This is a genomic window from Nitratireductor sp. ZSWI3, from assembly GCF_024655565.1.
In the GTDB taxonomy this organism is placed as follows: domain Bacteria; phylum Pseudomonadota; class Alphaproteobacteria; order Rhizobiales; family Rhizobiaceae; genus Nitratireductor.
Genome location: NZ_JANKOF010000001.1, coordinates 84,369 through 97,876, shown reverse-complemented (window position 1 = coordinate 97,876; position 13,508 = coordinate 84,369). Strand labels below are relative to the sequence as shown.

Genomic DNA, 13,508 nt, shown 5'->3' with positions numbered 1-13,508 from the left:
CTACTCCTAGGGCAACAGGACGGAAGGCAGCCAGGTCGCGAAGCCCGGCACATACGAGACCAGGAGCAGCACGATCACATTGGTCAGCAGGAACGGCGCGATCGCCCGCACCACCGGTGTCAGCGGCAGTTTGGCGATGTTGGCACAGATGAACAGGCAGACGCCGACCGGCGGCGTCGTCAGGCCGATCATCAGGTTGAGCACCGCGAAGGTGGCGAAATGCAGCGGGTCGACGCCGACGCTCGTGGCCAGCGTGAGCAGCGGCACGAACAGGATGATGAGCGCGGCGATGGTTTCCATGAACATCCCGACGAACAGCAACAAGAGGTTGATGAGCAGAATGACGAGATATTTGTTGTCGGTGAGCGACAGCACAGCGGAGGCGATCATCTGCGGAATGCGTTCCGACACGAGAATCCAGCCGAACACATTCGCAAATCCCACCAGCACCAGGATGGCGGCGGAGGAAACGGCGCTGTCGACGAGGATGCGCGGCACCGCGCGAAGCGGCAGCTCGCGATAGACGAAGCTGCCGACGACGAACGCATAGATGCTGGCGACAACCGCCGTTTCGGTGGGCGTGGCGAGGCCGCTCAGGAGCCCGCCGATGATCAGCGCCGTCATCGCGATGGCCCAGAACGCTCCGAGGAACGACCGGCCGAGTTCCCGCACGCCCTGCCAGGGCTGGCGCGGGAAACCGTGCTTCAGGGCGATGAGATAGGTGGTCACCATCATCGCGCCCCCCATCAGGATGCCCGGCACCGCCCCGGCAATGAACATCTTGCCGACCGAAATGCCAGACAGGGCTCCGACGATGATCATCGGCACGCTGGGCGGAATGATCGGCCCGACGGTGGAAGAGGCCGCCGTGACTGCGGCGGAAAAATCGGCCGGATACCCCGCCTTCTTCATGCCGGGGATCATCATGCCGCCGATGGCCGCCGCGTCCGCCACGGCGGTGCCGGAGATACCGCCGAAGAGCATGGACCCCGCGACGTTGGTGAGGCCGAGGCCGCCGCGCGCCCACCCGACGAGGGCGTTGGCGAAGCGGATGATGCGGCCGGTGATGCCTCCCCCGTTCATCAGGTTGCCCGCCAGGATGAAGCCGGGAATGCACAGCAGGACGAACACATCGATGCCGGCGTACATTTTCTGCGGCATGACCACCAGCGGAATGCCGGCCGCGAGCAGGTAGGCCATCGATGCGAGCCCCAGCGTGACGGCGACGGGAATGCCAACCGCCAGACCGCCCAGGAAGACTCCTATGAGGATCGCAAGATTCATCGAGCCTCTCCTTCACCAGCATCGGGTCCGGCTTCGCCGATCAAGATGCCGATGGCTCGCAGGACCGAGAAAACCGCAAGGGAAACGAGCAGCACGAGGATCGATCCGTGAATGAAGGTCATCCGCCAGCCGAGCGCAGGCGATGTCTGCAGCGCGCCGATGGACGCGAAGGTCCAGGCGGGCATTAGCAACAGGATGCACAGGAAAGCCGTGGCAAGCGCCGAAACGAAACGCAGCCGCAGCGGCCAGCGCCCGGGCAGCGATTCGCAGATCAGGTCGACATTGACGAGATCGCCGCTGCGATAGGAAAGGCCCGCGCCGAAGGCGGCCAGGAACAGCAGGGCAAAGCGCGTCAGCTCCTCCGTCCACACCGGGGAATCCGCCAGGACCGAACGGCCGAGCACCTGCATGCCGACGGCGAGGATCAGCACGGCAAACGCAGCGCCCGTCCCAAGCCTGCTGAGCCATGTGACCGTACCCAATATCTGCTTCATCTGCTCACCTGCCTCTCAAGCCCCGATGCGCAAGGCGCCGGACGGGCCGCCCGGCGCCTTGCGACCGCGATGCCTAGTGGTCTGACCGAAACAGATGGTCCCCATCTGTTTCGACAAGTCAGCCCACAAGCTGTTGATCTGGTGGGGCGATTTTTCCCAACAGATGGGTACCATCTGTTGGGATCGCACCACTACTCAGTTGGCGAAGAGTTCCTCGACGACCGGCTTGATCGCTTCGTTGACATTGGCCAGCACCGCATCCTTCGCCTTGGCGGCGAAAGCAGCATTGTCGACGTCGACGAAGGTCATGCCCTTCTCCTGCAGCTCGGCGACCAGACGCTCCTCGTCGGCGAGGAAAAGCTCGCGCTCATAAGCCTGCGTTGTTGCCGCAGCCTTCATGACCGCATCCTTGTCGGCGTCCGACAGTTTGCTCCAGGTGAGCTCGGAGATGACCAGATAAATCCACGAGCGCACGTGCTCGGTCTTGTTGACGAACTTCTGCACCTCGTTGAAGTTCGCGGACTTGATCAGCGCCAGCGGGTTTTCCTGCCCGTCGATGGTGCCGTTCTGGAGCGAGGTGAAGACTTCGGAGAAGGCCATCGGCGTCGGGCTTGCGCCAAGCGCCTTCCAGACATCGACGAACAACGGCACGTTCGGCACGCGCAGCTTCAGGCCATTCAGATCGTCCGGCGACTTGATCTCCCGGTTGGAGGTGAGGTTGCGCGGGCCGCGGGCGAAATAGGCGACCGGGCGGACCCGCGCCTTCTCGACGATCTCGGCTTCGATGCGATCACCGATTTCACCACCGGCGACCTCGTCCATGTGCTCCAGGGAGCTGTAGGCATAGGGCACGGCCAGAAGGGCCGCCATCGGCGCCCAGTTCTGCAGGCTCTCACCGGTGATCGTCATGTCGGCCGTGCCAAGCTGCATGCCGTTGATGAGATCCATCTCCTTGCCGAGCGACTCGTTCGGATAGACCTCGACCTCGATGCGCCCGTCGGTCAGCGTCTTCAGTTCCTCACCGAACTTGACGGCCGCCTTGTGCCAGATGTTGTCCTCGTTCGCCAGGTGGCCGAGCTTGAGGGTCACCTCGGCGGCCAGGGCCGAGCCGGCCAGCATGCTTGCGGCAACGCCGGCGATCAACGTCTTTCCAAGTCGCGAAAAAATCAGCATCTCATCCTCCATTTGCCGATTGCACCGACGCGGCTCATCGATCCGCGTCTTCGAAATATTCCGGCCTGTCGCCGACAATGGCCGGCAGGTCGTTCAGGATCTCGCGCAGGTGGCCGCGCATCGCCGTTTCGGCACCGGCCTTGTCGCCGGCCGCGATGGTTTGCGCTATGGCCGTGTGCTGCTCGATCAGCTTGTGCATGGGAAAATGCGCCGCCGTCATGTAGCGAACGCGGTCCATCTGTGATTTCAGCCCTTCCACCACATGCCAGGCACGCGCCTTGCCGGCGGCTTCCGCCAAGGTGCGGTGAAACCGTTCATCGCATTCCAGGAAGCGATGCACATCCTTGTCGGCCACCGCCTTGCGCTGCTCGACCAACTGCCCGGTCAGCTCGCGGGCAAGCGCCGGATCGGGGGTTTCAGCGAGGAGTTTCACGACATCCGCCTCGACCGCTTCACGCACGAAGCGGGCGTCCATCACGGCGGCCGTCGAGATCTTGCGCACGAACGTCCCGCGTTGAGGGCGCACCTCAAGCAACCCCTCTTCGGCGAGCTTGATGAACGCCTCGCGGACCGGCTGGCGGCTGACGGCAAATCCCGCCGCGATCTCGGATTCGGAAATTCGGCTGCCGGGCGGCAGATCGTTGCGGATGACGCGCTCGCGCAGAATCCGGTAGAGCTGCGGCCCGACCGGCGCACCCTGCTCAATCATCCAATCCGGCTTTGCCTGAAGCATGTCTTCCATCTCCCGCATCAACACTGCACCATACTTCCATACTAGTCAACAGCAAGCTTTGCTGCTACGACTGTGTCCGTTGCTGCCGTCTGTCGGCCCCAAGGGTCCCACGAAGGGTCCATGCCGCTGTCGCGGGGGCTGGCGCAGGCCGACAACATGGCAGATTGGTTCAAGACCACCGGCATCAGGCCGACAGAATGGCGAGGAAAGAATGAGGCAAACGTGGCGCTGGTTCGGACCCAAAGACCTGGTCTCGATCGATGACATGCTGCAGGCGGGCGTCGAGGGGGTGGTCTCGGCCTTGCATCATGTACCGACCGGAGAGGTGTGGAGCCCGTCGGAGATCGCCGAGCGGCAGCAGCAGATCGCAACGATGAAGGATGGTAGCCCTTCCGGCCTCTCCTGGGAGGTGGTCGAGAGCCTGCCCGTCTCCGAGGACATCAAGAAGCAGAAGGGCGACTGGCGCCGGCACGTCGAAAACTACAAGGTCAGCCTCGGCCATCTGGCCGATGCCGGCATCAGGACCGTCTGCTACAACTTCATGCCGGTTCTGGACTGGACGCGGACGGATCTCGCATGGCGCCGGCCGACGGGCGCCACCTGCATGCGCTTCGACTACGTCGATTTCGCGGTTTTCGACATCCACGTCCTCAAGCGCCGCAACGCCGTCAACGACTTTCCCGAAGACCTCGTCCAGGAAGCCGCCGAACGCTTCGCCTCCATGGACGAGGCAGCATGCGGGACGCTCGCCAGAAACATCGTCTTCGGGCTGCCGGGGGCGGCAGAGCACTTCACCCTCGATGACGTGCGCCGGCACATCGCCGAGTATGATGCGATCGATACGGATCTGCTGCGCGCCCACTTCATCGCCTTCCTCGAGGAGGTGGTTCCGGTGGTCGAGAAACTCAATGTCAGGCTCTGCTGCCATCCGGATGACCCGCCCTTCGATCTCCTCGGCCTGCCGCGCATCATGTCCACCGAGGACGACTACCGTCTCATGATGGAAGCCGTGGACTCGCCGGCGAACGGCATCACCCTGTGCTCCGGTTCGCTCGGGGCGCGGCCGGACAACGACCTGCCGGGCATGATGCAGCGCCTGGGATCGCGCGTGCATTTCCTGCACCTGCGCAACGTGAAGCGCGACACGACGGCGATCCGCGGCTCCTTCTTCGAAGACGAGCACCTTCGCGGCGACACGGACATGGTTGCCCTGGTGGCTGCCGTGCTGAAGGAAGAGGCGATGCGGCGGGCCGAAGGCAGGGCCGACCACTCGATCCCCATGCGCCCCGACCATGGCCAGGACATCCTGGACGACCTGACCAGACGCGCGCAGCCCGGCTACCCGGCCATCGGCCGTCTCAAGGGTCTTGCGGAACTGCGCGGCATCATGACTGCCCTGGCGCATCCGGCATCAGGTGCGACCCGATGAAACGCCTGGCAGGGCTCGACCACGTCAAGGCGGGGGTTCGTCTGCCCGCCTTTGCCCCGGACGAGCACGGAAGCGGCATCGTCCATCTCGGTCTCGGCGCATTTCATCGCGCCCATCAGGCCGCCTATACGGACAACGCGCTGGCGGCGGCCGGCGGCGACTGGCGCATCGTCGGCGTCAGCCTGCGCGGCACGGCAACTGCCGCCGCGCTCAATCCGCAGAACGGCCTCTACACACTGATCGAACGCGGTGCGACGGGCACGAGCGCGCGGATCATCGGCAGCATCAGCCGGGTGCTGACGGCGGCGCAAGGCACAACCGGGATCCTCGAGACCATGGCCGACCGGTCGACGCGCATCGTCAGCCTGACGGTGACGGAGAAGGCCTACGGCATCGATCGCGCGAAACGCACCATCGACCGTTCACACCCCGCCATCGACGCCGATCTTGCCGATCCGCGCCACCCGGCCGGCGTGCTGGGCCTGATCGTCGAGGCTCTGCGCCTTCGCCGGCAGGCCGGCATTCCGCCCTTCACGGTTCTTTGCTGCGACAATCTGCCGGAGAACGGAGCGCTCCTGCGGGCCGGCGTGGTCAGCTTCGCCGATGCCATCGATGCCGAGCTCGGCCTGTGGATCGGGCAGAACGTCTCCTTTCCCTCGACCATGGTGGACCGGATCACGCCCGCGGCGACCGAAGAGACGCTGGCCGAAGCGCGGCGCCTGACCGGCTGCGAGGACCATGCGGCGATCGAGACCGAGCCGTTCAGCCAGTGGGTCATCGAGGACGACTTTCCGCTCGGCCGGCCGCACTGGGAGGCCGGAGGCGCGATCTTCGTCAGCGACGTCGCGCCTTACGAGCGGATGAAGCTCAGAATGCTCAACGGAACGCACTCCATGCTCGCCTATGCCGGTTTCCTGTCCGGCTGCACCCATGTGCGTGACGTCATGGCGGCGCCGGCGCTTGCCCGGCTGGTCGCCCGGCATTTGCAGGCCGCAGCGGCGACGCTCGAACCGCTCGCCGGTATCGACTTCGGCGACTATACGCGTCAATTGACCGAACGCTTCAGCAATCCGGCCATTGCGCACGAGACTTACCAGATCGCCATGGACGGCACGGAGAAGCTGCCGCAGCGCCTGCTGAAACCGGCCGTCGAACTGCTCGACAAGGACGGTGACATTCGCCCATTCGCCTTCGCGGTCGCCGCCTGGATGCGCTACTGCCTCGGCCGGCGGGATGACGGGTCCGCCTATGCCCTGCGCGATCCCCTCGAAGCGCGGATCCGGAACCTGCTTGCCGGGGTGGACGACAAGGACGCCGCTGCGGTCGCGGGCGCTCTCCACGCGCTGCCCGGCCTTTTCCCGCAGGAGCTTTCACGGAGCCAGACGTGGCGCCGCGCCGTCGAGCGGGCTCTCTCGGCCATGCTCGAAACGACGATGGGCGAGGCCATCCGTCGCGAAGTCCGGGCAATGGAGCCTTCGTCAAACATGCCGGGCGCGGAATGACGGCTCTTCCGCCGGTCGCTTAGCGGCGGCGGCCTGCTGAAAGACCTTCCCAATGCCGATCACGATGGGATTGTTCAGCCCGGCATTTTCCACATAAGCGGCGAGCGTGTCGAGCGTCGCGAAGCCGAGCCGCTCTTCCGGGCGACCAAGCGCGACGCCCACCGCAACCGATGTCGCAGGCGCCATGCCGAGCGCGATGAGACGGGAAGAGAGCTCTCTGGCGGTCCGGCCACCCATATAGACGATGGTCGTCGCGGATGGGTGAAGGATGCCCGGAAGGTCGATGTCGGATGGCAGGCCGCCATGCTTCGAGTGCCCGGTGATGAACCGCACCTGCCGCGCCGCATCGCGATGCGTCAGCGAGATCCCGAGCGAAGCCGCCAGAGCCGGACCGGCGGAGATACCGGGAACGACGGTGAAGGGAATGCCTTGCGCCTGCAGGGCCTCGATCTCCTCACCGCCGCGCCCGAAAATCGCCGGATCGCCGGATTTGAGCCGCACCACATGCCGCCCCGACCTGGCCAGCGTGATCATCATCCCGTTGATCTCGTGCTGCCGGCAGCTCGGGCGCCCGGCCCTCTTGCCGACGAGGATGCGTTTCGCCTCGCGGCGCGCCAGCTCCAGGACGGCATCCGAAACGAGATCGTCGAACAGGATGACGTCCGCGGCCTGCAGCGCCCGCACCGCCTTCAAGGTCAGGTGCTCGGGATCGCCGGGGCCGGCGCCGACGAAGGTCACCCGGCCGGAAGAAGGCGCTCCACCGGCCGCCTGCGTGTTCAAAAGGCGGTATGCGGCCGCATCGTCCGGGGCTGGCGGGGCGCCGAAGGCCGCATCGACGAACGCCTCCCAGAAGGCCCGCCGCCTCGCCCCCGAAGCGTTGGCGCGGCAAATGACACCGCGCATGCGGCCGGCAAACGCCGCCCAGGCGGCCAGCGTTGGCGGCAACAGGGTTTCGATGCGCCGCCGCACGGCCTGCCCGAGCACCGGTGCCGCACCGGATGTGGATATTCCCACCACGACGGGCGAGCGATTGACGATCGAGCCGAACTGAAAGGAGCAGTGCTCGGGCCGGTCGATGACGTTGCAGGGCACGCCAGCCCTGCGGGCGGCGGCGGCGAAAGATTGCGCCTCCTCCTCGTCAGCCGCATCGGCGATGGCGACGACCGCGGTCTCGAGATCGGACGACCGCCATGTGCGGTCGTGGTGAAGGAGCGTTGCGCGTTCGGTGGCCAGGATCAGACGCATCGTCTCCTCGTCCATTTCCGCCTGCGGGGCGACGAGCTTCACCCTGGCGCCCGCCGCCACCAGCAGCTCGGCCTTCCAGGCGACGGCCTGCGTCCCCCCGGCCAGAAGCACGTCCCTGCCGGCGAGATTCATGAAAACCGGCAGCACGGACAGCGGCTTGATCGGCGCGGGGCGCCGCTTACTCGGCAGCGTCGAGACGAGACGCATGAACGATCCCCCTGATCTCGGAAAGACATGAGCCGCAATTGGTTCCGGCGCGTGTGGCATTTCCGACGGCTTCGACACTGGTGCATCCGCGTGCCACCGCCTCGGTGATCTGGTTGATCCCGACACCGAAGCAGGAGCAGATGATACGGCCGACCGGCGGCTGCGCTCTGGCGAGGCGCCCGGCCAGCAGGCCTTGCCTGTCGGCAGGCTCGAGCGGCTCCCCGGAGGCGAACAGCGCCAGGAGCCAGTCCCGGTCCGGCAGCGCTCCGGGCGGCGCAACCAGAAGCACCTCGGCAAGCCTTCCTTCGGCATCGGTCGATGCGGCACGGAAGGCCGGCCCGTGCCGGTCCGTATACTCGATCATGCGCTCCCGACCGCGCGGGTCCAGCAACAGGCGCGCCAGGAGCATGCCCTGGTCGGCCGGCTCCGTTCCCGTCATCCTGTAGAGCCAGCCGCCGCTGACGGCGCTGCGGCTCCAGTGCACCAATCCGGACGGCCGTATGTCACGGCGGGTCAGCAACATGCCTTCCCAGCCGCACGCCTCGCGCACCAGCCTGACCGGGACATGCTTGAGCTCGGGCTGCCCCGACTGGGGATCCGTCGCCGGATTGGAAAGCGCGCCTGCCGCGGCGTTGGCCGCAAAGAACCCGCTCCAGTGCATCGGCAGGAAAACCTCGCCGCGCTTTTGGGTGTCGGTCAGGCGGGCCTTCGCCCTGGCAAAGCCGAAACGGCTCTGAATGCGGACGAGATCGCCCTCGCCGATGCCCATTCCGGCCGCGTCGCGCGGTTCGATGTCCAGCACCGGTTCCGGCGCGTTGGCGGTCAACTGCGGAACGCGGCCCGTGCGTGTCATCGTATGCCACTGGTCACGCATGCGGCCGCTGTTCAGGACCATCGGGAAGTCGATGTCCGGAAGGAGCGCCGGCCCTTCCTGGCGCACCGGCACGAAGCGGGCGCGCCCGTCACCCGTCGCAAAACCGCCGTCGCGGAAAAAACGCTGCCGGCGAATCGCCGGCCCTGCGGGGAGTGGCCACGTCGCAGGCTCCATCGCCTCGTAAGCCTCTTCGGCCAGCGAAGCCAGGCTGCCGATATCGAACAGGCGCACGCCGTCATTCTCAAAACCGGAAAGGGCCGCATGCTCGCGGAAGATCTCGGCACTCGACGCATAGCCGAAGGCATCGGCAAAGCCCATGCGCTGCGCGACCTGGCTGATGATCCACCAATCCGGCCGCGCCGTGCCCGGCGCTGCAAGGAACGCCCTTTGACGAGAGATGCGGCGCTCGGAATTGGTGACGGTTCCGTCCTTCTCGCCCCAGCCGAGCGCCGGCAGCAGGACATCGGCCAGGCGCGTGGTATCGGTTCGCGTCACGTCGGAAACGACGACGAACGGGCAGGCCCTTATCGCCGCGCGCACCCGCCCCGCATCCGGCATGCTGACGGCCGGATTGGTGCCCATGATCCACAAGGCCTTGATGCGGCCGTCGGCCACCGCACCGAACATGTCGACGGCCTTCAGCCCTTCGCCCCGGGCGATCCGCGGCGCCTTCCAGAAGCGGGAAACCCGCTCCACCGACGGATCGTCGAAGCCCATATGCGCGGCGAGCTGATTGGCGAGCCCGCCGACCTCCCGGCCGCCCATGGCGTTCGGCTGGCCCGTAACGGAGAACGGCCCCATTCCCGGCTCGCCGATGCGCCCGGTCGCAAGGTGACAATTGATGATCGCGTTGACCTTGTCGGTGCCGCGTGCCGACTGGTTGATCCCCTGGCTGTAGACCGTCACCGTCCGGCGAGTCTTGCCGAACCATTCAAAGAACAGTTCCAGATCGGCCGGCGCGAGCCCGCAACGTTCCGCCACATCCTTGAGCGAAGCCGCATCGGCCGATGCCAGGGCCACAGCCTCGTCAATCCCGCTCGTATGATCGCGGATGAAGGCGTGGTCGAGCAGATCCGCCTTGGCCAGATATGAAAGGAGCGCGTTGAACAGAAGCACGTCGGACCCCGGCCGCAGGCCGAGATGCAGATCGCAGTCGGAGCTGGACGCCGTGCGCCGCGGGTCGATGACGACGATGCGCGTGCCGCGCCGGCGGCGCGCTTCCATCAAGCGCCGGTGCAGGATGGGATGGCACCAAGCGAGGTTGGAACCGGCCAGAACGACGAGATCGGCCTCTTCCAGATCGGCGTAAAGCCCGGGAACGACATCCTCGCCGAAGGCACGCTTGTGCCCGGCCACCGAGGATGCCATGCACAGGCGCGAATTCGTATCGATGTTGGCCGAGCCGATGAAGCCCTTCATCAGCTTGTTGGCGACGTAATAATCCTCGGTCAGCAATTGCCCCGAGACATAGAAGGCCACGGAGTCGGGACCATGTCTTGCGATCGTTTCGGCGAACGTGCCGGCGACGCGTTCGAGCGCCTCGTCCCAGGAAGCCTTGCGGCGCCCGATTTCCGGCTCCAACAACCGCCCGTCGAGGCCGAACGTCTCGGCCAGCGCCATTCCTTTCGAGCAGAGCTTCCCGAAATTGGCCGGATGATCGGGATCGCCCCGCACCACCGCGCGGCGGGCCTCGCTTGTGCCGACCAGCACACCGCAACCGACACCGCAATAGGGGCATGTCGTCCTGGTCTCGGGCAGGCCCTGCACAGCCGTCATCGTCAGGCAGCCTTGCCGATGGCTGCGTCGAGGGCGATGAACAGCGCCTCGCCTTCGATCTTGACCGGGATCGTGCGGACCCGCCCCTCGTCGGCGCCGAGGGCCTCGCCCGTTTCCAGCGAGATCACCCAATTGTGCAAGGGGCAGGTCACCGAGGCGCCATGGACGATGCCCTGGCTCAAAGGGCCGCCTCGATGCGGGCAATGGTCCTCGATCGCGAAGACCTTGCCATCGGCCGTGCGGAAGACGCCGATCTTGCCGTGGGGCGTGGCAACGCAGCGCGCGCCGCGCAGCGGGATGTCGTGGATCGATCCGACGGGCGTCCATTTCAACGTGGTCATCACTCGGCGGCCTCCGCAAATCCGATGTTCGCCATCGGCTTGAACTCGTGCTTGTCCTTACCGGAAACGCGTTCCGACCACGGGTCGACCTGGGCGAATTTCTGGCTGAAGACGAACCGGTCGAAATAGGCCCGGCGCCTGTCCGCATCGTCCATGATCTGCCGGCGGACCTCGTCGAGGCCGATCCGCTTCGCCCATTTGTAGATGCGTTCGAGATAGTGGCCCTGCTCGCGGTACATCTGGACGAGCGCGACGATGTGCTCCAGCGCCTCGTCCTCGGTCTTCACCATGCCGAGCTTTTCCGTGCCCTTGATGTCGAGGCCGGCGGCGCCCGCGAAATGGATCTCGAAACCCGAATCGACGCAGATGACGCCGACATCCTTGCAGGTCGCTTCAGCGCAATTGCGCGGGCAGCCGGAAACCGCCATCTTGACCTTTGCCGGTGTCCAGGAGCCCCACATGAACTTCTCGATGCGGATGCCGAGGCCGGTCGAATCCTGCGTGCCGAAGCGGCACCAATCCGAGCCGACGCAGGTCTTCACCGTTCTCAGCCCCTTGGCATAGGCATGCCCCGAGACGAAGCCGGCCTTGCCGAGCTCGGCCCACACGGCTGGCAGATCCTCCTTGCGCACGCCCAGCATGTCGATGCGCTGGCCGCCGGTGACCTTGACGGTCGGAATGGCGAACATGTCGACCACGTCGGCGATGGCGCGCAGCTCCGCCGCCGAGGTGACGCCGCCCCACATGCGCGGAACCACCGAATAGGTCCCGTCCTTCTGGATGTTCGCGTGCACCCGCTCGTTGATGAAGCGCGACTGATAATCGTCGGCGTAGTCCTGCGGCCAATCGCAGACCAGGTAATAGTTCAGCGCCGGCCGGCACTTGGCGCAGCCGCAGGAGGTCTTCCACTCCAGTTCCTGCATCACCGCCGGAATGGTCTTCAGCTTCTTGGCCCGGATCAGCCGGCGCACGTCGGCGTGACCGAGCGTCGTGCAACCGCAAACGGGCTGCACGGCGGCGGGGTTATAGCCATCGCCGAGCGTCAGGCTCATGAGTTGCTCGACCAGCCCGGTGCACGACCCGCAGGAGGCCGATGCCTTGGTGTGAGCCCGCACGTCGTCGAGCGAGGTCAGTCCCTTGCCGGTGATCGCCGTCACGATCCGGCTCTTGCAGACGCCGTTGCAGCCGCAGATTTCCGCATCATCCGGCAAGGCTGCAACGGCCGCCAAAGGGTCCGCCGAGGCACCCCCCTGATAGGCCTGTCCGAAGATCAGGCTGTCGCGCATCTCCGAAACGTCCGTGCCCCGCTTCTGGAGATCGCTGAACCAGGCGCCGTCGGCGGTTTCGCCGAACAGCACCACGCCGATGACACGATTGCCCTTGAGGACCAGCCGCTTGTAGACGCCGGCCGCCGCATCGCGCAGGACGATCTCCTCGCGATCGTCCCCGTCGGCGAAGTCGCCGAGGGAGTAAAGGTCGATGCCGGTGACCTTCAGCTTGGTCGGCGTCTCCGAATGAGCGAAGCCCGTCCCTTCTTCGCCGGCAAGGGCGGCCGCGGCAACGCGCGCCATCTGGTAGAGCGGCGCCACCAGGCCGTAGACGTTGCCGCCGACTTCGGCGCATTCGCCGAGCGCCATGATGGCCGGATCGGACGTCCGCATCCATGGATCGGTGACGATGCCCCGGTTGACCTCCAGCCCGGCCTCCCGCGCCAGCGCGACATTCGGCCTGATGCCGACCGCCATCACGACCAGCGTCGCCGGGATGACCCGGCCGTCATCCAGTTCGACGCCCTCGACCCTGCCGGTGCCGACGATCCTCCTGGTGTTGGCCTTGGTGACGACGTCGATGCCGCGCGCCTCCACCGCCTTCTGCAGGAGGTAGCCGGCTGCCGGGTCGAGCTGGCGCTCCATCAGCGTCGGCATGACATGCAGGACCGTGACCTCCATGCCGCGCGCCTTGAGGCCCGCCGCCGCTTCCAGCCCCAGAAGCCCGCCACCGATGACCACCGCCTTCTCCCGCGATTGCGCCGCCAGGAGCATTGCCTGCACGTCGTCGAGATCGCGATAGGAGATGACGCCCGGCAGTTCGGCGCCGGGAACGGGGATGATGAAGGGAACCGAGCCGGTGGCGACGACCAGCCGGTCGTAGGGCTCGACCGCACCGTGGTCGGAGGTCACCGTCCTGGCCTCGCGATCGATCGCGACCACCTTGTGCCCTTTGTAGAGCGTGATGCCGTGATCGATGTACCAGCCGTCGCCGTGAATAATGATCTCTTCGTAGGCCTTCTCGCCGGACAGGACGGGCGAGAGCATGATCCGATCGTAGTTGACCCGCGGCTCGGCATTGAAGATGACCACGTCGTAGCGGTCGGGATCGGTCTCGAACAGGTGCTCGAGCATGCGCCCGGGGGCCATGCCGTTGCCGATGATGACGAGCTTCTCCTTCAT

General features: G+C 66.0%; 10 protein-coding genes. 2 read left to right on the top strand and 8 right to left on the bottom strand.

The genetic code is table 11. The features are described 5' to 3' along the window. Positions 1-6: 6 nt before the first annotated feature. The 4 genes from NUU27_RS00440 to NUU27_RS00425 all read right to left on the bottom strand — a co-directional run bounded on the left by NUU27_RS00440 (position 7) and on the right by NUU27_RS00425 (position 3,684). Positions 7-1,284: a TRAP transporter large permease gene (locus NUU27_RS00440; protein ID WP_257760055.1), complete on the bottom strand. Its 1,278-nt coding sequence runs from the start codon at positions 1,282-1,284 to the stop codon at positions 7-9. Continuing rightward, complete coding sequence (locus NUU27_RS00435) at positions 1,281-1,778, bottom strand: TRAP transporter small permease (RefSeq protein ID WP_257760054.1); 498 nt, start codon at positions 1,776-1,778, stop codon at positions 1,281-1,283. The genes NUU27_RS00440 and NUU27_RS00435 overlap by 4 nt, the downstream gene beginning before the upstream one ends. Positions 1,779-1,973: 195 nt before the next feature. Further along, entirely contained in the window at positions 1,974-2,951 is a 978-nt protein-coding gene (locus NUU27_RS00430; RefSeq protein WP_257760053.1) for a TRAP transporter substrate-binding protein, read from the bottom strand. 34 nt (positions 2,952-2,985) lie between these two features. After that, the gene (locus tag NUU27_RS00425) at positions 2,986-3,684 is read right to left on the bottom strand and encodes a GntR family transcriptional regulator (protein WP_257760052.1); all 699 of its coding nucleotides are present in this window, start codon (positions 3,682-3,684) and stop codon (positions 2,986-2,988) included. Positions 3,685-3,895: 211 nt separating this feature from the next. Between NUU27_RS00425 and uxuA the strand changes: the two genes are divergently transcribed. Further along, positions 3,896-5,113: a mannonate dehydratase gene (gene uxuA / locus NUU27_RS00420; protein WP_257760051.1), complete on the top strand. Its 1,218-nt coding sequence runs from the start codon at positions 3,896-3,898 to the stop codon at positions 5,111-5,113. Further along, entirely contained in the window at positions 5,110-6,615 is a 1,506-nt protein-coding gene (locus NUU27_RS00415; RefSeq protein ID WP_257760050.1) for a mannitol dehydrogenase family protein, read from the top strand. The genes uxuA and NUU27_RS00415 overlap by 4 nt, the downstream gene beginning before the upstream one ends. Here the strand turns inward: NUU27_RS00415 and cysG are convergent. Genes cysG through nirB form a run of 4 tightly spaced genes read right to left on the bottom strand, consistent with a single transcriptional unit; the run spans position 6,592 to position 13,508 of the window. Further along, the gene (gene cysG, locus NUU27_RS00410) at positions 6,592-8,067 is read right to left on the bottom strand and encodes a siroheme synthase CysG (RefSeq protein ID WP_257760049.1); all 1,476 of its coding nucleotides are present in this window, start codon (positions 8,065-8,067) and stop codon (positions 6,592-6,594) included. The two genes, NUU27_RS00415 and cysG, sit on opposite strands and share 24 nt — an antisense overlap. Beyond that, complete coding sequence (locus NUU27_RS00405; RefSeq protein WP_257760048.1) at positions 8,039-10,717, bottom strand: nitrate reductase; 2,679 nt, start codon at positions 10,715-10,717, stop codon at positions 8,039-8,041. Before NUU27_RS00405 ends, cysG begins: the two co-directional genes overlap by 29 nt. Before the next feature lie 2 nt (positions 10,718-10,719). Then, positions 10,720-11,058 carry a nitrite reductase small subunit NirD gene (gene nirD / locus NUU27_RS00400; protein WP_257760047.1) on the bottom strand — a complete coding sequence of 113 codons (339 nt, stop codon included), beginning with the start codon at positions 11,056-11,058 and terminating at the stop codon, positions 10,720-10,722. Then, on the bottom strand, positions 11,058-13,508 hold the full coding sequence (gene nirB / locus NUU27_RS00395; protein ID WP_257760046.1) for a nitrite reductase large subunit NirB: 2,451 nt from the start codon (positions 13,506-13,508) through the stop codon (positions 11,058-11,060). Before nirB ends, nirD begins: the two co-directional genes overlap by 1 nt.